Below are 20,383 nucleotides of genomic sequence, written 5' to 3' on the forward strand. Positions count from 1 at the left end.
GGGGCGCAGGTCCCTCTCTCTTCTTTTGCCCCTACTGCTTGGGCGGCACCGTCGGCATGCCGAGGAAGGGCAGCCGCAGCGCCCCGAAGGCCTCCGCCGGGACCGCCGGCGACTGCGGCTCGACCGGCTTCAGGCGCTCGTACGCCGCCCCCTGCCGCGGACGTGGATCGGCCTCGCCCTTGTTGGGCCAGTACGACATCGCGCGCTCGGCCTGCGCCGTGATGGTGAGGGACGGGTTGACGCCCAGGTTGGCGGTGACGGCGGCGCCGTCGACCACGGAGATCCCCGGGTGGCCGTACAGCCGGTGGTAGGGGTCGAGCACGCCGGTCTCGCGGGAGTCGCCGATCGGGCATCCGCCGAGGAAGTGCGCGGTGAGCGGGGTGCCCATCAGTTCGCCGACGTTGCTTCCGGCGAAGCCGTTGATCTCCGTGGCGATCGCGGACGCGCCCTGCGAAGCGGCCTTGATCTGCTTGGGGTTGGGCGCTCCGTGCCCCTGCTTGGCGGTCAGCAGGCCCTTGCCGACGCCGTCCGGCTTCAGGTACGTCGTCAGCGAGTTGTCCAGCGACTGCATCACCAGACCGATGATGGTCCGCTCCGACCAGCGGTGGTTGTTGAGGGAGCGGAGCATCTGGAGGGGGTGGCGGGCGGCGTTGCGCAGGAACGCCACGGCGCGTGAGGAGCCCTCCGCGTAGGGGATCTGCAGGATCGCCATGCCGCCCATCGCGTTGGAGCCCTTGCCGTAACGGACGGGCTCGATATGGGTGTTGGCGTCCGGGTGGATGGACGACGTGATGGCGACGCCGCGGGTGAAGTCGACCTTCCGCTCGCCGGTGGCCTTGCGGTAGCGGCGGTTGGTGGTCTGGGCGCCCACCAGGGCCTCGGAGTTGGTGCGGGTCAGCTCGCCGAGGCGGTCGGAGAGGTGCGGCAACTGGCCGCCGGCCTTCATGCGGTGCAGCAGGGTCTGGGTGCCGTAGGTGCCGGCGGCCAGGACCACGTGCCCGGCGCGGAAGGTGCGGCCGGCGGTCTTCCCGCGGTTGCCGGTGGGCAGCGTGGTGACGGCGTACCCGCCCCGCGAGTCGTCGGTGACGGAGACGACCGTGGTCATGGGGTGGACGACCGCGCCCGCCTTCTCGGCGAGGTACAGGTAGTTCTCGTTCAGGGTGTTCTTCGCGCCGTGGCGGCAGCCGGTCATGCACTCGCCGCACTCCGCGCAGGCGCGGCGGGCCGGTCCCGCGCCACCGAAGTAGGGGTCGGCGGCCTCCTCGCCGGGACGCGCCGTCGCCTTGCCGTCGGCGTCCTTGCCGTCGCCGAAGAAGACGCCGACCGGTGCCATGTGGAAGGTGTCACCGACGCCCATCCGCTGCGCCGCGGCCTTCAGATGGACGTCGGAGGGGGTCGTCGTCGGGTTCAGCCGGACGCCGAGCATGCGCTGGGCCTGGTCGTAGTACGGCGCCAGCTCCTCCTGCCAGTCGGTGATGTGGCCCCACTGGGGGTCCTCGAAGAAGGGCTTCGGCGGGACGTAGAGGGTGTTGGCGTAGTTGAGCGAGCCGCCGCCCACGCCGGCGCCGGCCAGCACCATGACGTTCCCGAGCAGGTGGATGCGCTGCAGGCCGTACATGCCGAGCTTGGGCGCCCAGAGGTAGTTCTTCAGGTCCCAGGAGTTCCTGGGCAGGGTGGCGCGGGTGAAGCGGCGGCCGGCTTCCAGCACGGCGACCCGGTACCCCTTCTCCGTGAGGCGCAGGGCGGTGACGGAACCGCCGAAGCCGGAGCCCACGACGATGACGTCGTAGTCATAGGCGTCCTGTGGCACGTGTTCTCCTCATTGAGTGTGCGTGCGGGGCCTGGGGGACGTCAGCGGAGCCTGAGCGACTTCATCACGCGCAGGCTGCGGCTCATGAACGCCGCGTACTTCTCGTCGTCCATGCCCAGCGACGGGGCCATCGGCAGCAGGCGCTGGTGGGCGATCGTCTGGGCCTCGGTGTACTTGAGGATGCCCTCGGAGCCGTGGCGTCGGCCCAGACCGGAGTCCTTCATGCCGCCCATGGGGGACTGGACGCTGCCGTACGCCGGCGCGTAGCCCTCGTTGATGTTGACCGTGCCTGTGCGCAGCCGGGCGGCGACCTCGCGGCCGCGGCGGGCGTCCCGGGTCCAGACCGAGGAGTTCAGGCCGTACGGCGTCGAGTTGGCGTGCTCGACCGCCTCGTCGTCGGACGTGAAACGGTAGAGGGAGACGACCGGGCCGAAGGTCTCCTCGGTGCAGACGGCCATCGGCGGTTCGACGCCGTCGAGGATGGTCGGCTCGTAGAAGTAGGGGCCGATGTCCGGGCGCGCGGTGCCGCCCGCGACGAGCTTCGCGCCCTTGGCCACCGCCTCCTCCACATGCCGCTTGACGGTCTCCAGCTGGCGCTCGCCCACCAGCGAGCCCATGTCCGCCCCGTACGCGAGGGACCTGCCCAGCCGCATGGCCTTCGTGCGGGCGGCGAAGCGCTCCACGAAGGCGTCGGCCACCGACTCGTGGACGTACAACCGCTCGATGGAGATGCACAGTTGCCCGGCGGAGGAGAAGCACGCGCGGACGGCTCCGGCGGCGGCCTTCTCCACGTCCGCGTCCGCCAGCACCACCATGGCGTTCTTGCCGCCGAGTTCGAGGGAGACGCCGACCAGGCGTGCGGCGGCGCCCTGCGCCACCTCCCGGCCGGTGCGGGTGGAGCCGGTGAAGGAGACGTAGTCGGCGTGCTTGACCACCTCCGGGCCGACGACCGGACCCTCGCCGAGGACGACCTGGAAGACCTCGGCGGGCAGCCCCGCCTCGATGAGCAGGTCGCGCGCCCAGAGCGCGGTCAGGCAGGTCTCCGTGTCCGGCTTCATCACCACGGCGTTGCCCGCGACGAAGGCCGGCAGGGCGTCGCCGACGGAGAGCTCCAGCGGGTAGTTCCAGGGGGCGATCTGGCCGACCACGCCGCGCGGATGGCGCAGTTCGGTGACCTTGGTGAGCGTCGGGACGGCGCCGGTGTGCCGCTTGGGCCTGAGGTAGGCGGGGGCCTTGCGGCCGTAGTGCCGGGCCGCGACGGCCACGGCCTGCACCTCCTCGTGGGCGTGCAGCCGGGCCTTGCCGGTCTCCAGTTGGATCAGGTCCAGGACCTCGGCCTGGCGCTCCAGCACCAGGTCGTGGAAGCGGAGCAGGACGGCCGCGCGCCGCCGTACCGGCAGTTGCGCCCACACCGCCTGTGCGGCACGGGCCGCGGCGAACGCCTCCCGTACGTCCTCCGGAGTGGACTCGGGCAGGTCGGCCAGCTTCTCGCCGGTGAACGGCGAGTGGTTGGCGGTCCGGCCGGAACCCGCCACGCCCCGGGTGAGCTGGACGATCAGCTCGGGGGTGACCACGTCCGCGGCGGTGCGGACGCCCTCGGGGGCGGCGGCGAGGGGGTTGGTGCCGGTCGTGTGCGTGGCCTGATCCAGGGCCTGCGAGTCCGTCATGAGCCGCAGGGTATGCCGCGGCGGGGGCTTTGTGTACCCGTCGGTAATAGGGATTCACCGAGTGCACACATGCCGCCAGTGATCACTGGCAACGAACGCCCTGATCAGGGCGTTGGCGAGCCCTGGCCGCCCTCGATCTCCAGTCGGTCGCGGGCGCCGCGGAACACCGAGGTGCCCTTCTTCTCGTCGGGCGTGCCCTTGGGCATGTCGACGCGCAGCTCGTACATGCGGCTCTCGTCGGTGAGGATCACCAGTTGCAGGACGCGGGTCGGGTCCTCGGTCATGTTGTAGGTGGTGTCGGCGAGGACGGCCTCGCGGCCGTCGAAGGTCGTACGGGTGTACTGCGTACGGGCGTCGCCGTCGTAGCTGTCCCAGGTGGCGTGGGCCTCGCGCGCCCGGGACATCGGGGAGCCGGGTGCCTCGTCCCAGTGGGTCAGACGGACCTGGATGGTGTTGTCGAGGTCGTAGACGACCAGATGGGGCGGATCGTCGGCGCTGCCCTCGCGGGCGGCCTCCGCGTAGTCGCCGGGCAGGGAGAGGACGGCGGCCAGGTCCTTCTCACGGTGCGCGGTCCAGGCGGCGGCGTCCGGGGCCGCACCGCGGGGTGCGGAAGCGGCCGGGGCCGAGGGGGAGGCGGCGGCTTCCTTCGCCGCCCGCTGGTCGCCGGGGTCGGGGCGGAAGGAGGACGTGCCGAGCCAGACGCCGCCGGTGACCAGGACGCCGAGCAGGACGGCGGGGGCGGGGCGGCGCCAGGGGTGCCGGGGGCGGCGGGACGGCAGCGGCTGTTCGGAGGTGGGGGGTGTGGAGGCCGGGAGGGGGGCCGAGTCGGGGGTGGGCGTGGTGTCTGGGACGAGGGCTGAGCCGGGGGTGGGTGTGGAGGGCGGGGCGGGGGTGGCGCCCGGAGGGCTCGCGACGTCCGCCTCCGCCACCGTGGCGAGCACCTCGGCGACCTCCTCGGGCGCCGGCCGCCGCTCGGGATCCTTCGTCAGGAGCCGTACGAGAAGCGGCCCGAGCGGCCCGGCCTGCTGCGGCTCGGGCGGATCGGGGGCGAGGATCGCGGCGAGCGTCGACTCCGGCGTCGTCCGCCGGAAGGGCGACGAGCCCTCGACGGCCGCGTACAGCAGGACGCCCAGGGACCACAGGTCGGAGGCGGGACCGGCACTGCGGCCGGACATGCGCTCGGGCGCGATGAACTCCAGGGAGCCGACGAACTCGCCGCTCACGGTGAGCGATTCCTCGCCCTGGACGTGGGCGATGCCGAAGTCGGTGAGGACCACGCGGCCCTGCCGACCGAGCAGGACGTTGGCGGGTTTGACGTCCCGGTGCACGATGCCGACCGCGTGGGCGGCGCGCAGCGCGCCGAGGACATCGAGACCGATGCGGGCGGACTCGGCGGGCGCCATCGGGCCCCGCCTCAGTCTCTCGTGGAGGGACTCGCCCTGGATCAACTCCATGACGATCCAGGGGATTCCGTCCTCCTCCACCACGTCATGGATGGTGACGGCGGACCGGTGGTCCACGCGGGCGGCGGCCCGCGCCTCGCGATACAGGCGGTGGGCGGCCCGGCGATGGACCTCGTCCTCCGGGTCACCCGGCAACCGGGGCTGCTTGACGGCGACTTCACGCTCCACCAGTTCGTCGAGCGCACGCCAGACGACACCCATGCCGCCGGAGCCGATGCGTTCGACCAACCGGTAGCGTCCGCCGACCAGACGTCCGTCGCGCTGGTGTTCGCCGCCGTCACTCATGCCCCATGCCTACCCCGCGGGACACGTGTTTGTCGACGCGAGTTCAGACCTTGTCGACGTCGAGGTGGGCGATCGCCACCCGGGCCACCTCACGGCCGCGTTCGGCGAAGTCGCCCTTGCCGGGATAGCTGATCGTGAGCTTGTACATGTTGTCGTCGGCGTTCTTGTAGTAGAAGATCTGCACCTCGCGGGGCCGCGGGTTCTGACTGTCCGTCGTCCTGTAGCTGACGGTGTTCTTCGCGGCGTCCCTGCCCTGGTAAGTGACCGCGTCGTCGGGCTTGGTGACCGGGTTCTCCGGCATGCCGAAGTCGTAGCTGCCGCTCTCCTCGAACACGCGGTTGTCCTCGTACATCTCGGCGCCCGCCGACGCCTGGATGGAATCGACCGTGTCCTCGGACTTTTTGTCGAGGCTCAGCCCGATCCAGAGGGCACCGCTCGGGTCGGTGTACGTCACCCAGTGGCCGTCGTCGGTCTCCTCGGGCACCTGCCGCTCGTAGCCGGCGGGGAACGCGAGGGTCGCGGCGACGTCCTTCTCGGCCCTGGTCTTCCAGCCGTCGGGCAGCGGGCCCGCGAACGGGTCGGCGAGCACCAGGTACGCCGCCACCGCGGCCGCGACGACCGCCGCGCCCAGCCCGAGCAGCGTCTTGCGGCCGATCCGGACACCGCCGCCGCGCCCGTTGTCGCCGCCGACGGTCACGACCTGCGTGGCCACCGGGGCGGGCGGGTCGGCGGCCGCCTCCAGCAGGGACCGGACCTGGGCGGCGTTCGGGCGGCGCGCCGGGTCCTTCTGGAGCAGGCCGTTGATGACCTCGGCGAGCGGTCCGGAGGCCGACGCGGGCGGCGCGGGCGTGGCGTTGAGGACGGACTGGAGGGTGGCCGGCGTGTTGCTGCGGCGGAACGGCGACACACCTTCCGTGGCCGCGTAGAGCACGACGCCCAGCGACCACAGGTCCGACGCCGGGCCGGGGCGCTGGCCCAGCACCCGCTCCGGCGCGATGTACTCGGGCGAGCCGACGAAGCCGCCGGTGTCGGTGAGGTTGGTCTCGCCCTCGATCTGGGCGATGCCGAAGTCGGTGAGCACGACGCGGTCGTACCGGCCGAGCAGGACGTTGTCCGGCTTGACGTCCCGGTGCAGGATGCCGGCGGCGTGCGCGGCCTCCAGCGCGCCGAGCACCTCCAGGCCGATCCTGGCCGCCTCAGGGGCGGAGAGGGTGCCTTCCTGGAGCGCGCTGCCGAGGGAACGTCCCCGCACCAGCTCCATCACGATCCACGGCCTGCCGTCCACCACGGCGACGTCGTGCACGTCGACCACCGCCGGGTGGTCGAGCCGGGCGGCGGCGCGGGCCTCGCGGCGCATCCGCTCGAAGGCGTTGTCGCGTTCACGCTCGGGAAGGTGGTCCGGAACGCGGGGTTCCTTGACCGCGACCTCCCGGTCCACCGTCTCGTCCTTGGCGCGCCACACCGTGCCCATACCGCCGTGCCCGAGCTTGGCGAGCAGCCGGTAGCGCCCGGCGATCAGCCGTCCCACGCCGGGGTCGTCCTGCGCCGGCCGGTAGGCGGGGTGCTGCGGCGCCTGGTGCCCGGGCTGCTGGGGTGCCGACTGGGGCGCTTGGTGCGCGGGTTGCCCGGGTGCCTGCTGCGCGGGCTGCCCCGGCGTCTGCTGCGCGGGCTGCCCCGGTGCCTGCTGGGCAGGTTGTTGCGACGGCGCGGCCGGGGCGGGCGACGCGTACGGGTTGTTCGGATGCGGCACGGCGGCAGGCCGGACCGGCGGTTGCAGACCGAAACTCGTCGGCTCGTCGGCCCCGTGGCGGGCCCCCCCGTTGCTGCTCATGCGTCCATGCATATCGCGGCGGGTGGCTCCGCATCCACCGCGAGGGGGCACCGGTCACAGACCCGTGACCCAGGTCGCGGCTTATCTCCTATTCAGGTGGGTTGTCGGACCTCGGGGCGGACGGAGACACGGAGGTGCTCAGGGACGTGCTCGGCGTCGGACTCGCCGGCGGCCCGTCACCGCCCCCGCCGCCCCCGTCGGCGAGCAGCACCGCCGCGGACACCCCCGCCGCCACCATCGCCGCGACCAGCAACGCGATCACCAGCCGGTCCCGCGGGGCGCGTGGCGAGCGGGACGACTCCGGCGGCCGGCCCGTCTCCAGGACGTCCCGCAGCATCCGCTCGGCCCGCGCGGCGTCCAGGCGCCGCTCCGGGTCGCGTTCGAGGAGCCCGCGTACGACGGTCAGCATCGGGCCGGCCTGCGCGGGCGGCCGGATCGGCGCGGCGACCACGGCGTGCAGGAGACCGCCCAGCGAGTCGCGGTGGAAGGGCGACTCGCCACTGACCGACGTGCACAGCAGCACGCCGAGCGACCACAGGTCGGAGGCCGGACCGGTCCCCGACCCCGACATCCGCTCGGGCGCGGTGTATTCGGGCGAGCCGACGAAGCTCCCCGACTCGGTGAGCGTGGTGGCGCCCTCCACCTGGGCCACGCCGAAGTCGGTGAGGACGACCCGTCCGGTGCCGGACTCGATGAGGACGTTCGCCGGCTTGAGGTCGCGGTGCAGGACTCCGGCCTCATGCGCCGCGCTCAGCGCGCCGAGCAGGGCGATGCCGATCCGGGCGGCCTCGCGGGCGTCGACCGGGCCGTCCGCGGCGATCCGCTCGGCGAGGGAACCGCCGTCGATCAACTCCATGACGATGTAGAGGCGTTCGTCGTCCTCGACGACGTCGTGGACGACGCTGATGTGCGGGTGCCGCAGCTGGGCCAGCGCACGGGCCTCGCGCAGCGTCCGGTCGCGGGAGGAGCGGGCGCGGGCCGCCGACGGGGAGTCGTCGGTGACGAGTTCCTTGACGGCCACCTCGCGGCCGAGCAACTGGTCGGTGGCGCGCCAGACCACGCCCATGCCACCCCGCCCGAGCGTCGCCCGCAGCCGGTAGCGGCCCGCGATGACGCGCTCGTCGGACCCCTCGCTCCCCATGAGCACATCATGCCCCAGCCGGAGCGGGACGCTCCGGGCCGAACGGGTGGCATGGCCGACAAACGCCCATGTCGCGCGGGTACGTTGCACGGTCAACGACCTGGCGCGTACCGCTCACGGACGGATCGGTCCGCCCGTCACGAGGTGTCCCCGGGCCGCCATCCCCGCAGCAGCGTGTCGAACTGTTCGCGCGTGGTCTCCCAGTCCGCCGCGGGCGCCGACATGTAGATCGCGTACTCGACCCCGTCCCGGGTCAGGTACATCTGGTCGATGGCCCGGCGCGGCCCCGCGTACGCGCCCGGGTCGCTCTCCAGCGCGGTCCACGTGTACTCCCACAGGGAGCCCTCGCGGTCCCGGTAGGTGTTCTTCTCCATGGTCACGCGCGCGTACTGCGCCAGCCGCTGAACCTGTTCCTCCAGGTCCCGCTGGTGCTCGTAGGGGTCGTCGAAGTCCGGTGACTTGTCGATGGCGATGCGGATGAGGTGCGTACCGCCGTCGGGCGTGTAGTCGATCTGCGTGAGGTCGCCCTGGACGCCGTACACCTCGCGCTGCCAGCTGTCGTCGGGCAGGGAGAGGCTGAAACCCGCCGGGTCGTCCTTGCGCACCCACGTGGACGGGACGGACTCCTCGGGCTTCGGGGAGTCCGAGGGGGAGCCCGACGGCGTGACCGGCGCCGTCGAACTGACCGACGGGGACGCGCCGTCCGAGCCTCGCCCCGCCTCCCACTGCTGCACCAGCACCGCGCCGGCCCCGCCGACGACCGCCGCCATGGCCACGACGAGGGCCACGGTGCGCAGCCGGCGCCGCCGACCGGTCGGTACGGCCGCCGTCGGGGACCCGAGCGGGCCCGGCCGGGAGTGCTCGCGCGTCTCCTGGCGCACCGGAACCGCCTCCGGCTGCCGCATCGGGGGCGTGAGCACCTCGGTCACCTGCGGGCGGCCCCCGTCGGCCACTTCGGCGAGCAGTCGTTCCGCCTCGCCGGACGAGGGTCGCGCGGCCGGTTCCTTGCGCAGCAGCGCGGTGATCACGGGCCCGAGCGGACCGGCGTACCGGGGCTCGGCGGGATGCTCCTCGACGACGGCCTGCATCGTGGACAGCGGCGAGGTGCGGCGGAACGGCGAGGTGCCCTCCACCGCCGTGTACAGCGTCGCGCCGAGCGCCCACAGGTCGGAGGCCGGTCCCGGGTCGTGGCCGCGGACCCGCTCGGGGGCGAGGTAGTCCACCGAGCCGACGACCTCGCCGGTGCGCGTGATCGTCGTGTCGCCGTCGATCTGCGCGATGCCGAAGTCGGTGAGCAGGACCCGGCCGTCGTCGGCGAGCAGGACGTTTCCGGGCTTGACGTCCCGGTGCAGGACTCCGGCGGTGTGTGCGGCCCGCAGGGCGCGCAGCACCCACATACCGATCCGGGCGGCCTCGGCCGGCTCGACGCGGCCCTGCGCCTTGACCGCGTCGGCGAGCGAACGGCCCTCGACCAGCTCCATCACGATCCACGGCCGGCCGTCGTGCTCCAGCACGTCGTGGACCGTGACGACGGCCGAGTGGTTGATCCGCGCGGCCGCGCGCGCCTCCGCCCGGGTACGGGCCAGCAGAACGGCCTGGTCGCCTTCGGAGACGTAGAGGGCGGCGGTCAACTCCTTGACTGCGACGGCCCGGTGCAGCACCTCGTCATGGGCGCGCCACACCCGTCCCATGCCGCCGCTGCCGATGGCGTCGGTGAGCCGGTAGCGGCCCCCGACGAGGCGGCCCTGCATCTGATTCACGTTTCCCCGCAATGTTCTTGACAGGTTCAGCGTAGGGACAGGCCCTCGAACGGGGAACCACGGGGGCCCTTCGGAAACCGCACTGTGACGGTTGTCGCTTTCGGTGACGACAAGCAACCATCCGGCCGAACGGCCCGCGGTGTTCAGCCCGTGGCCTGGTACGTCGCCGCCGCCTGCTCGTAGAGCCGGGTCACCTCGTCACGCTCGGCCTCCGGGCCGCGCACCTGCACCACGTGGTACCGCCCGTCCAGCAGCATCGCGAGGTTGCGCACGAACAGATCGCGCCCCGCGTCGTCACTCCAGGTGAACTGTCCCTCGGCCATCGTCCGTCCGCCCACCTCGATGGTCTTCAGACCGGTGGAGGTGGCCCAGCTCGACTCCCGGTACGGCCGCAGCTCGGGCTCCCGCTCCCGCTGGTAGGCCATCGGATCGCCGCCGTACTCGTCCGAGCCGTCCCGGCCCGGTACGACGATCAGCTCGAAGTCGCCCTGGGAGTAGACGACCTGGCCGCTGCCGTTCCTCGGCGCGCGCTGCCAGCCCTCGGCGACGGCCACCCGGAAGCCCTCCGGGTCCTCGTGCAGGGTGAAGCCCTCGGCGACGTCGGACCCGGTGCCGCTCGGTTCGTCGTCCGGCGAGTTCTGGTCGGGGCGCGGCTCGCTGCTCGTCTCCGGCGTCGGCTCCGGTGCCTCGCCGACCTGCCCGGCGGCCCCGGTCCGCTCGGGGCTCGCGCCACCGGCGCCCTCCCCGGACTTCGGCATGAACAGCACGGCGTACGCGATCGCCCCGGCCAAAGCGAGCAGTATCAGCAGGAGCAGCGTGCGGCCCAGGCTGCGCGGCGAACGCGTCCTCTCCCGGTCCCGCTTGTGGCGCCCGTGCCGGGCGGGCAGCCCGGCGCGGCGCCTGCGCACCAGCTCGCCCCTGCGTCGCACGATCGGCAGCCGACTGGCGTCGGGCGGCGGCGCGGCGACCACATGCACACCGGCCTCGGGCTCCGGAGCGGACCGCACGAGGGAACGCAGCCAGCCGCGCAGCTCCTCGAAGTCCAGGCGCTCGGTGGGGTCCTGACGCAGCAGCGACTCCACGACGGGGCGCAGCGGCCCGCACTCCTCGGCGAAGGCCGGCGGCTCGGCGCACACCAGTTGCACCAGCTCGGCCGTCGACTCCTCCGGGTAGGGCGCGTGTCCCTGCACGGCCCTGAAGAGCAGCGCTCCGAGCGCCCACAGGTCGGTCGCGGGGCCGATGGGCGGCGCGAGCTGCCAGTTCTCGTGCACGGGGCCGGCCTGCTCGGGCGCCCACCGCTCGGTCACCGGCCCGACCACGGCCATGCGCGCCTGCCGCGCCCGCTCCGCGGCCAGCGCGGTGGCGGGGCCACGGCGGGGCGCGGGGGTACCGGCCACGAGGTCGTCCCAGCGGGCGCCGGCACCGCTCGGGGTCCCCGGCGGCCCCACCTCGTGTGCGGGCGCGGGTACGACGGGGCCGCCGCCGCGGGCCGAGGACGGGACACCCGGCCGCGCGGGCCCGTCGCCCTGGGCCGGCACACCCGGCTGTGCCGGCCCGCCGTGATGCGGCGCCACGCCGGGCTGGGCAAGGCCGTTGTGATGCGGCGCCACACCCGGCTCGACGGGACCGTTGCCGTACGCCGATCCACCCGGCGGGACAGGACCGTTGCCGTACGCCGACGTGCCCGGCTGGGCCGGACCGTTGCCGTACGCCGATCCGCCCGCCTGCACAGGACCGTTGCCGTACGCCGACGTGCCCGGCGGGACAGGACCGTTGCCGTACGCCGACGTGCCCGGCTGGGCCGGACCGTTGCCGTGCGGGGGTACCACCGGCTGGGCGGCACCGCCCTGGGCCTGGCCGTGACGCCCGCCGGGCGTTCCTGCCCCGGTGTTGCGCGGTGTCGCGCCGTGCCAGGGCGTGGCGCGCACGCCGTACGGGTCCGCTATCTGCCCCGGCGGGCTCCCCTCGAGTGCGGGACGGGCGCCGGGCAGGGCCGCGCGACCGCTCTGCTCCGCCTCCTGGACCCGGGCCGCGGCCCGCGCTCCGGCCCGGTACGCGGCGATCGCCCCGGCCCGCGCCGCCCGGATGTCCCCTCCGGTCTCCTGCGCCCTGCGGGCCGGCGCGGCCGAACCGCCCACGCTCTCCGCCGCGTCCACGCCGGGCACCGGCAGCCCGCCGGCCGCCCGCGCCTCGATGGCGGCCCGCCGGGCGGCCTCGGGGTCACCGCCGCCGAGCGCGCCCGCGCCGGGCCCACCGACCGTGTTCAGCTCGGGTGTTCCGGCGGCCCCGAACGTCCCTCGGGCCGGCCCCAGGGCCCCGGCCGTCCCGCCGTCGTCTCCGCCGGTGTCGTCGTACAGGGGCGGCGGCACCGGGTCGTAGCCGCACAGCGCCTCCTCGGCCGCGCCCACCGCCAGGCCGGTCAGCATGACCCGCCCGTCGTCGCAGACGAGTACCGTCCGCGCGGTGATGTTCCGGTGCACCCAGCCGTGCGCGTGCAGCGCCCGCAACGCCGTCAGCACGTCGGAGGCGACCTCCGCCGCCCGATAGGGCGTCAGCGGCTGTTCGGCGAGCAGCGCGGCCAGCGGTCGCGCGGCCACCAGTTCGCTCACGACCCACAATGAGCCGCCCTCGGCGAACACGTCGAAGACCTGGTCGAGCCGCGGGTGGTCGGGAATCGCGGCAGCCGCCTGCGCGGCCTCCACCGCGCGCCGGACCGCCGGGTCCGTGGGCCGCCGGACGGCTCCCCCGCGCGCGGACGGCCGCCGGGCCGAGCGGTCACGCGCCGTGAACCCCTCCGGCAGTCCCTCCGCGTCGAGCACCTCGGCCTCGACGACCTCCGGCAACGGCACCTGCCGTACGAGGACTTCCTGCCCGCTGTAGGTGTCGAAGGCCCGCGTCTCGGTGAGTTCGTACTCGTCGGAGGGGGGAAGCGGCAGGCGGTAGCGGTCGGCGAGTACGCGCCCCGCATAGTCGTCCACGTTGCCTCCCCCGGCCGCCCGGTGGTCAATACCGTTCGTGTGGCGTCTCGTTCTCGATGCGTTCCCGATGCGTACGGTTCGCAACCACTCACGATACGTGCCGGAGGCAACCCGCACGGAAGGATGGGAGATCTCACGAGATCTCCTGCACCCCGTCCGCTCCCGAGCCCGATCAGGCCTTCGGCCGGAAGGTGTCGGTCAGCGTCCGCCACGTGGACTTCCGCAGGGCTCCGTCCCATGTCGCGGCCTTCGCCGTGTACATCAGCGCGTAGCCCTGCTGCTCGTCGACGACGAACCCGCGGTCGATCGTCCGGTACTTCGTGCCCGCGTCGACGTAGGTGAACTCCCAGTCGGCGGTGTTCCAGCCGCGGTAGTCCACCTGCGCTATACGGATCCGGTCGTACTGCGAGCGCGTCATGTAGCGCTCCTGGTTCTCCCAGTCCTGGACGGGGTCGTCCTTGGGCGTGGAGGTCCAGGCGATCAGCAGCTTCTGTCCGTCGGGTCCGGTGAACCGGTCGCCCGCCGCGTCCGACGACCCGTACTTCCAGCCCTTGGGCAGGCCTATCGAGTAGCCCTGGTCGCCGTTGTGCGTCGACTCGGCGGTGGCGCCCTCCGAGGAGCCCTTGCCGTCCGAAGACCCCTCGCCGTCCGAGGAGTCACCCGTCTCGTCGCCCGTGTTCCCCGGGGCCGCCCCGCCGTTCGCGCCCGAGGAGTCCTCGGGCGTGGCTCCGGACGACTCCGTCGCCGCGCCGCCGGTGCGGGTCCCGCCTTCGTCCGACTTGGTGTCGGAACCTCCGTCGGCCTCGGCGGCCGTCCTGCCGCCGCCGGCGCCGCGGTCGGAGCCCTCGCCGCCCGAGTTGAGCACGACGGCCAGCACGACACCGAGCACGGCGAGCGCCACGACCACGGCGATCACCGCCAGGGTCCGCCGGGGCACCACGTCCGTCAGCGGCGCTCTCGGCACCGGCCGCGGCGGGAGGTCCGGCGGTGTCATCACGGGCCAGCCGGAACTCCGGCCGGTCGTCGTGCCGTTGCCGCCCTGCGTGCCCTTGCTGCCTTGCGTGCCGCCGCCCTGCGTGCCGGAGTCCGAAGCCGACCCGGCGCTCGTACGCCCGCCCGACGCGTCCGTGCCGCCCGCGTCGCCGGCGCCCTTCCCGGTGGCCGCGCGCGCCCCGGCCGCCACTCCGGTCGCCGCCGCGGCCTTGCGGGCCGACCGCAGCGCCCCGCGCAGCCGGTCGGCTCCGTCCCGGCCCTCGCCGCGCGCCGCACTCCCGCTCTTGGCGGGTCCGTCCGGCTGCGGGGGCAGCGGCACGACCTTGGTGGCGTCCGCCGGCTCGGCGGTCTTGGAGTCGCGCGCGTTGATGACCGACTTGAGCATGGCCCGGGCAGCGGCGTCGTCGATGCGCTTGTCGGGGTCCTTGGTGAGCAGCCCGTAGATGACGTCCCGGAGTGGGCCGGCGTGCTTTGGCTCCTCCAGCGGCTCGGTCATCACCGCGGTGAGCGTGGCGATCGCGGAGCCCTTGTCGTACGGCGGGACGCCCTCGACCGCCGCGTACAGCAGACCGCCGAGCGACCACAGGTCGGCCGCGGGGCCGGGCTTGTGGCCGCGGGCGCGCTCCGGGGAGATGTAGGAGGGCGCGCCGACGAGCATGCCGGTGGAGGTGATGGACGGGTCGCCCTCGACCTGGGCGATGCCGAAGTCGGTGAGCACGACCCGGCCGTCGTCGGCGATCAGCACGTTCGACGGCTTCACGTCGCGGTGCAGGATTCCCTCACGGTGCGCGGAGCGCAGCACGTCGAGGACGGCGAGGCCGACCTCGGCGGCGCGCCGCGGCTCCAGCAGGCCGTCCTCGCGGATGACCTCGGCCAGGGACTTGCCCTCGACCAGTTCCATCACGATCCACGGCCGGTCGTCCTCGTCGACCACGTCGAAGACCGTCACCGCGCTCGTGTTGCGGATCCGCGCGATGGCCTTGGCCTCGCGCAGCGTGCGCGTGATGAGCCTGCGCTTCTCGTCCTCGTCGATGTTGGTCGGGAACCTCAGTTCCTTGACGGCGACCGTCCGGCCGAGGGTCTCGTCCTCGGCGCGCCACACCGTGCCCATGCCGCCTCGGCCGAGCACGTCTCCCAGCCGGTACCGCCCGGCGAGAAGACGCTCGCTCTTGTCCTGACGAGTCTCCTGACGGGATGTCCCCGCCCGCTCCGCCTCCGACATGCGTCCCCTCATGCAACCCGCCCTGACAGAGCCTCCATTGTCCCTCACCCGACAAGCGGCTCTCGCCCCGGGTGCCCCCGCTCCTACAACGGCACGATGTCGGGTGCCCCGAGCCTTGCCGCGTCCGCCGTCAGGTCGTCGGGCTGGCGCTGCGACTCGCGCTCCGCCTCCACCCGCTTCTCGTAGTGCTGGACCTCGCGCTCGATCTGGTCCTTGTCCCAGCCGAGCACCGGCGCCATCAACTCCGCGACCTCACGGGCACAACGGGTACCCCGGTCGAAGGTTTCAATCGAGATGCGGGTGCGCCGTGTCAGCACGTCGTCCAGATGCCGGGCCCCTTCGTGCGAGGCGGCATGGACGACCTCGGCGCGCAGATAGTCGTCGGCGCCGGTCAGCGGCTCGCCCAGCGAGGAGTCCTCTTTGATGAGGTCGAACAGTTCCTCCGCCATGGAGCCGTACCGGTTCAACAGGTGCTCCACGCGGACGACATGCAGTCCGGTGCGGGCGGCGATGCGGGCCCGCGCGTTCCACAGCGCGCGGTACCCCTCCGCACCGATCAGCGGTACGTCCTCGGTGACGCACTCGGCGACCCGCAGGTCCAGGGCGTGCACCGCCTCGTCCACGGCGTCCTTGGCCATCACGCGGTAGGTCGTGTACTTGCCGCCGGCCACCACCACCAGCCCCGGTACCGGGTGCGCGACGGTGTGCTCGCGCGACAGCTTGCTGGTGGCGTCGGACTCCCCGGCGAGCAGCGGCCGCAGTCCGGCGTACACCCCCTCGACGTCGTCGCGGGTGAGCGGCACCGCGAGCACCGAGTTCACATGCTCCAGCAGATAGTCGATGTCGGCGCTGGAGGCGGCGGGGTGGGCCTTGTCGAGGTCCCAGTCGGTGTCGGTGGTGCCGATGATCCAGTGCCGGCCCCACGGAATGACGAACAGCACGGACTTCTCGGTGCGCAGGATCAGGCCGGTGCTGGAGTGGATGCGGTCCTTGGGCACCACCAGGTGGATCCCCTTGGAGGCGCGGACGTGGAACTGTCCCCGCTCCCCCACCATGGCCTGGGTGTCGTCGGTCCACACACCGGTCGCGTTGACTATCTGCTTGGCGTGGATCTCGTACTCCCCGCCCCCCTCGACGTCCTGCACGCGGGCCCCGACCACGCGCTCGCCCTCGCGCAGGAAGCCGGTCACCCGGGCCCGGTTGGCCGCCTTGGCGCCGTAGGACACGGCGGTGCGCACCAGCGTGGCGACGAACCGGGCGTCGTCCATCTGGGCGTCGTAGTACTGCAGGGCGCCGACCAGCGCGTCCTTCTTCAGCGCGGGTGCCACGCGCAGGGCGTGACTGCGGCTCAGGTGCCGGTGCACCGGCAGGCCCCGGCCGTGCCCGCGGGCCATCGACATGGCGTCGTAGAGCGCGACGCCCGAGCCCGCGTAGAGCCGCTCCCAGCCCTTGTGCTGCAGGGGGTAGAGGAAGGGCACCGGCTTCACCAGGTGCGGCGCCAGCCGCTCCAGCAGCAGGCCGCGCTCCTTCAGCGCCTCGCGGACCAGGGAGAAGTCGAGCATCTCCAGATAGCGCAGGCCGCCGTGTATCAGTTTGCTGGAGCGGCTCGACGTGCCCGACGCCCAGTCCCGTGCCTCGACCAGACCGGTGGACAGACCGCGTGTCACGGCGTCCAGCGCGGTGCCCGCGCCGACCACTCCGCCGCCCACGACCAGCAGGTCCAGCTCCCGATCGGCCATCGCCGCGAGCGACTCGGCGCGCTGCGCCGGCCCCAGTGTCCCTGTCCTCACTGCTGCCTCCCGCTCATCGCCTCGCGTCGGCCGCACCCGTCGGGCGTGACCCGGTCCACATCCCCCACGCTCAAAGTCTGACCGCGTCGTCCGACTTCAGCCACCACACATCTCCAGCCTGTGGACAACCTGCCCCGACACCGGCGGCCGGAAGCCGCGAGAACACGGAAACGAGCACGGACACGGCCGAGCGCAATACCGCAAAACGGTCATATTTACTCCTAGTCTGACTGTGCGCTCGCTCGTCCTGTCCACAGGGCTTGCGCACCTGTCCCGCTTCGGTTACTGGGAAGGACGGCCCACTCCATGCCCGCAGATCTCGCCGTCATCGGACTCGGCCCGCTCGGCCTGCCGCTGGCCCAGGCCGCCGTCGCCGCCGGCATCCCCACCGTCGGCTACAAGACCGGCCCCGAGCCCGGCTCGCTCAGCCCCGCCGAACTGCGCCGGATGCTCTCGGGGGGCTTCCGGCACGCGGTGGGTCCGAGCGAGCTCGGCCGGGTGCGCACCGCGGTCATCTGCGCCCCGACCCCGAGGAGCGCGGACGGCGGGCTGGACCTCAGCCAGGTGGAGGCGGCCGCCCGCACCCTGGCCGCCCGGCTGCGCCCGCACACCACCGTCATCCTGGAGTCGCCGGTCTACCCGGGCACGACGGAGGACTTCCTGCGCCCCGTGCTGGAGGAGGGCTCACAGCTGCGCGCCGGGCGCGACTTCCACCTGGCGTACTCGCCCAGCCGCGTCGACCCGGGCAACCGCGACTTCACCCCGGCCAACACCCCGAAGGTCATCGGCGGCCTCACCCCCGCCTGCACCGAGTCGGCCGCCGCCTTCTACGGCCGGCTCACCGACAAGGTCGTCCGCGCGCGGGGCCCCCGCGAGGCCGAGGCCGTGCAGCTCCTGGAGACCAACTACCGGCACGTCAACATCGCCCTGGTCAACGAGATGGCCGTCCTCTGCCATGACTTGGGCGTCGACCTGTGGGACGTCATCCGCTGCGCGGAGACCAAGCCGTTCGGCTTCCAGGCCTTCCGCCCCGGCCCCGGCGTCGGCGGCCACGCCGTCCCGCAGGACCTGACCGGCCGTGCGGGCCGCGGCCTGCGCATGGTGGAACTGGCCCAGCAGGTCAACGGCCGCATGCCCCGCTACGTCGTCCAGCGCGCCGCCACCCTGCTCAACGAGCACGGCAAGTCCGCCCGCGGCGCGCGCGTGCTCCTGCTCGGCGTCACCTACAAGCCCGACCTCGCCGACCAGCAGGCCACTCCTGCCCAGGAGGTCGCGATCCGCCTGATGGAGCTGGGCGCCTCCGTCAGCTACCACGACCCGCACATCCCGTCCTGGAGCATCCTGGACCGCCCGGTCCCGCGCGCCGACTCCCTCTACGAGGCCGCTGCGGAGGCCGACCTCACGATCCTGCTCCAGAACCACCGCACCTACGACCTCCAGGGCCTGTCGGTGAAGGCACAGCTCCTGCTCGACACCCGGGGCACCACCCCCACCGGAGCGGCACACCGTCTCTGACCGGCCCGGCGGCGGTGAATTCGCTGGTGGAGCGGTCGGGTGCGCCTGTTACCCTTCGGCGTCCCTGTCGCACATCTGTGCGCGGACGCCACTCGCTCATCAGTCCCGTGGGGGGATTTCTGTCATGACCCAGTCAGTGCCACCGCAGCCGACCGACGGCAACCCGTTCGCCCAGCAGCAGCCCGTCCCCGTCCCGCCGGCGCCGCCCGCCCCCGCGCGGAGCAACGTCGCCCTCGGCGTGCTCGCCGCCGTCGTGGCGGCCCTGGTCTCCGCCGGGATCTACGGCGCGATCGTCGGCGCCACCGAGTACGAGATCGGCTTCGCGGCGATCGGCGTCGGTTTCGTCGTCGGCTTCGCGGCCGGCAAGGTCGGCGGCGCGAACCCGGTGCTGCCCGTGCTGAGCGGCCTGCTCTCGCTCGGCGCCGTCTACCTCGGACAGCTCGTCGGCGCCGCGATGCTCGCCGCCGACCTGCTCGGCGTCTCGGCGACCGAGATGTTCACCGGTCATCTGGACCTGCTGATGGAGGCCTGGCAGGAGTCCGCCGACCCGATGACGTTCCTGTTCCTCGCCATCGGCGCGTTCACCGCGTACTCCGCCACCAAGAAGGCGGCGGCGTAGAAAGCCGGCCCGACCGGGCAAACCGAAGGGCCCGCCCACCGAACGGTGGCCGGGCCCTTTCGCGACCGGACCTAGCGGCGGTGCTGCGAGTCCGCCACCGTCACCTCGACGCGCTGGAACTCCTTGAGCTCGCTGTAGCCGGTGGTGGCCATGGCGCGGCGCAGGGCGCCGAAGAGGTTCATCGAGCCGTCCGGGGTGTGCGACGGGCCGGTGAGGATCTCCTCCAGGGTGCCGACCGTGCCGAGGTCGACCTTCTTGCCGCGCGGCAGCTCCTCGTTCACGGCCTCCATGCCCCAGTGGTGGCCCTTGCCGGGACCGTCGGTCGCGCGGGCCAGCGGGGAGCCCATCATCACCGAGTCGGCACCGCAGGCGATCGCCTTGGGCAGGTCGCCGGACCAGCCGACACCGCCGTCCGCGATCACGTGCACATAGCGGCCGCCGGACTCGTCCATGTAGTCCCGCCGGGCCGCCGCCACGTCGGCGACCGCCGTCGCCATCGGGACCTGGATGCCCAGGACGTTGCGCGTGGTGTGCGCGGCGCCGCCGCCGAAGCCGACCAGCACGCCCGCCGCGCCGGTGCGCATCAGGTGCAGGGCCGCGGTGTACGTCGCGCAGCCGCCGACGATCACCGGGACGTCCAGCTCGTAGATGAACTGCTTCAGGTTGAGCGGCTCGTGCGAGCCGGAGACGTGCTCCGCCGACACCGTCGTACCGCGGATGACGAAGATGTCCACGCCGGCGTCCACGACGGCCTTGGAGAACTGCGCCGTGCGCTGCGGGGAGAGCGCGGCCGCGGTGACCACGCCCGAGTCGCGCACCTCCTTGAGGCGCTGCCCGATCAGCTCCTCCTTGATCGGCGCCGCGTAGATCTCCTGAAGGCGGCGGGTCGCGCTGTCGGCGTCCAGCTCGGTGATCTCGTCGAGCAGCGGCTGCGGGTCCTCGTACCGCGTCCACAGGCCTTCGAGGTTCAGCACGCCCAGGCCGCCGAGCTCGCCGATGCGGATGGCCGTGGCCGGCGAGACGACGGAGTCCATGGGAGCGGCCAGGAAGGGCAGCTCGAAGCGGTAGGCGTCGATCTGCCAGGCGATCGAGACCTCCTTCGGGTCCCGCGTACGGCGGCTGGGGACGACGGCGATGTCGTCGAAGGCGTACGCCCGGCGGCCGCGCTTGCCGCGCCCGATCTCGATCTCAGTCACGTGTGTGGCCTTTCCCTGATGCGTTTCAGCGCCTTCCAGTATCCCCGACGGGCACGACAAGGGCGGCCCCGGATGCTCCGGAGCCGCCCTGGAAACACCTCACGCGCGCGTGC

Annotated in this window: 12 protein-coding genes; 2 read left to right on the top strand and 10 right to left on the bottom strand. The window is 73.1% G+C overall.

Annotation, left to right across the window (positions count from 1 at the left end; translation table 11 throughout):
• Positions 1–31: 31 nt before the first annotated feature.
• The 9 genes from ACZ7LV_RS22485 to ACZ7LV_RS22525 all read right to left on the bottom strand — a co-directional run bounded on the left by ACZ7LV_RS22485 (position 32) and on the right by ACZ7LV_RS22525 (position 16,940).
• On the bottom strand, positions 32–1,810 hold the full coding sequence (locus tag ACZ7LV_RS22485) for an FAD-dependent oxidoreductase (protein WP_471941631.1): 1,779 nt from the start codon (positions 1,808–1,810) through the stop codon (positions 32–34).
• A gap of 41 nt (positions 1,811–1,851) precedes the next feature.
• Positions 1,852–3,477 (bottom strand): succinic semialdehyde dehydrogenase, encoded by a 1,626-nt coding sequence (locus tag ACZ7LV_RS22490; RefSeq protein WP_471941633.1) that lies wholly within the window; start codon positions 3,475–3,477, stop codon positions 1,852–1,854.
• A 104-nt stretch (positions 3,478–3,581) separates the two neighbouring features.
• Positions 3,582–5,225, bottom strand: coding sequence for a serine/threonine-protein kinase (locus ACZ7LV_RS22495; protein WP_471941635.1), 1,644 nt, complete (start codon positions 5,223–5,225; stop codon positions 3,582–3,584).
• Positions 5,226–5,268: 43 nt separating this feature from the next.
• A complete protein-coding gene (locus ACZ7LV_RS22500) occupies positions 5,269–7,056 on the bottom strand; it encodes a serine/threonine-protein kinase (protein ID WP_471941637.1) in 1,788 nt (595 codons plus the stop codon).
• An 88-nt stretch (positions 7,057–7,144) separates the two neighbouring features.
• Positions 7,145–8,197, bottom strand: a complete 1,053-nt coding sequence (locus ACZ7LV_RS22505; protein WP_471941638.1) for a serine/threonine-protein kinase — start codon at positions 8,195–8,197, stop codon at positions 7,145–7,147.
• 137 nt (positions 8,198–8,334) lie between these two features.
• A complete protein-coding gene (locus ACZ7LV_RS22510) occupies positions 8,335–9,948 on the bottom strand; it encodes a serine/threonine-protein kinase (RefSeq protein ID WP_471941954.1) in 1,614 nt (537 codons plus the stop codon).
• Between the two features lie 152 nt (positions 9,949–10,100).
• Entirely contained in the window at positions 10,101–12,935 is a 2,835-nt protein-coding gene (locus tag ACZ7LV_RS22515) for a protein kinase (protein ID WP_471941640.1), read from the bottom strand.
• A 172-nt stretch (positions 12,936–13,107) separates the two neighbouring features.
• The gene (locus tag ACZ7LV_RS22520; RefSeq protein WP_471941956.1) at positions 13,108–15,150 is read right to left on the bottom strand and encodes a serine/threonine-protein kinase; all 2,043 of its coding nucleotides are present in this window, start codon (positions 15,148–15,150) and stop codon (positions 13,108–13,110) included.
• Between the two features lie 83 nt (positions 15,151–15,233).
• The gene (locus ACZ7LV_RS22525) at positions 15,234–16,940 is read right to left on the bottom strand and encodes a glycerol-3-phosphate dehydrogenase/oxidase (RefSeq protein ID WP_471941642.1); all 1,707 of its coding nucleotides are present in this window, start codon (positions 16,938–16,940) and stop codon (positions 15,234–15,236) included.
• Between the two features lie 306 nt (positions 16,941–17,246).
• Here ACZ7LV_RS22525 and ACZ7LV_RS22530 point away from each other — a divergent pair, with 306 nt between their 5' ends.
• Complete coding sequence (locus ACZ7LV_RS22530; protein ID WP_471941644.1) at positions 17,247–18,455, top strand: nucleotide sugar dehydrogenase; 1,209 nt, start codon at positions 17,247–17,249, stop codon at positions 18,453–18,455.
• 124 nt (positions 18,456–18,579) lie between these two features.
• Positions 18,580–19,074, top strand: a complete 495-nt coding sequence (locus ACZ7LV_RS22535; RefSeq protein ID WP_471941646.1) for a hypothetical protein — start codon at positions 18,580–18,582, stop codon at positions 19,072–19,074.
• Positions 19,075–19,145: 71 nt separating this feature from the next.
• On the opposite strand, the gene ACZ7LV_RS22540 is transcribed toward ACZ7LV_RS22535, so the two are convergent.
• Complete coding sequence (locus ACZ7LV_RS22540) at positions 19,146–20,270, bottom strand: GuaB3 family IMP dehydrogenase-related protein (protein WP_401679892.1); 1,125 nt, start codon at positions 20,268–20,270, stop codon at positions 19,146–19,148.
• Positions 20,271–20,383: the final 113 nt, after the last annotated feature.

The sequence above is a fragment of the Streptomyces sp. NPDC107562 genome (assembly GCF_055657325.1).

Bases quoted from the DNA above. Each gene is read 5' to 3' on its own strand.
- ACZ7LV_RS22490 (WP_471941633.1), bottom strand. From the start codon at position 3,477: ATGACGGACTCGCAGGCCCTGGATCAGGCCACGCACACGACCGGCACC.
- ACZ7LV_RS22495 (WP_471941635.1), bottom strand. From the start codon at position 5,225: ATGAGTGACGGCGGCGAACACCAGCGCGACGGACGTCTGGTCGGCGGA.
- ACZ7LV_RS22500 (WP_471941637.1), bottom strand. From the start codon at position 7,056: ATGAGCAGCAACGGGGGGGCCCGCCACGGGGCCGACGAGCCGACGAGT.
- ACZ7LV_RS22505 (WP_471941638.1), bottom strand. From the start codon at position 8,197: ATGGGGAGCGAGGGGTCCGACGAGCGCGTCATCGCGGGCCGCTACCGG.
- ACZ7LV_RS22510 (WP_471941954.1), bottom strand. From the start codon at position 9,948: ATGCAGGGCCGCCTCGTCGGGGGCCGCTACCGGCTCACCGACGCCATC.
- ACZ7LV_RS22520 (WP_471941956.1), bottom strand. From the start codon at position 15,150: ATGTCGGAGGCGGAGCGGGCGGGGACATCCCGTCAGGAGACTCGTCAG.
- ACZ7LV_RS22530 (WP_471941644.1), top strand. From the start codon at position 17,247: ATGCCCGCAGATCTCGCCGTCATCGGACTCGGCCCGCTCGGCCTGCCG.
- ACZ7LV_RS22535 (WP_471941646.1), top strand. From the start codon at position 18,580: ATGACCCAGTCAGTGCCACCGCAGCCGACCGACGGCAACCCGTTCGCC.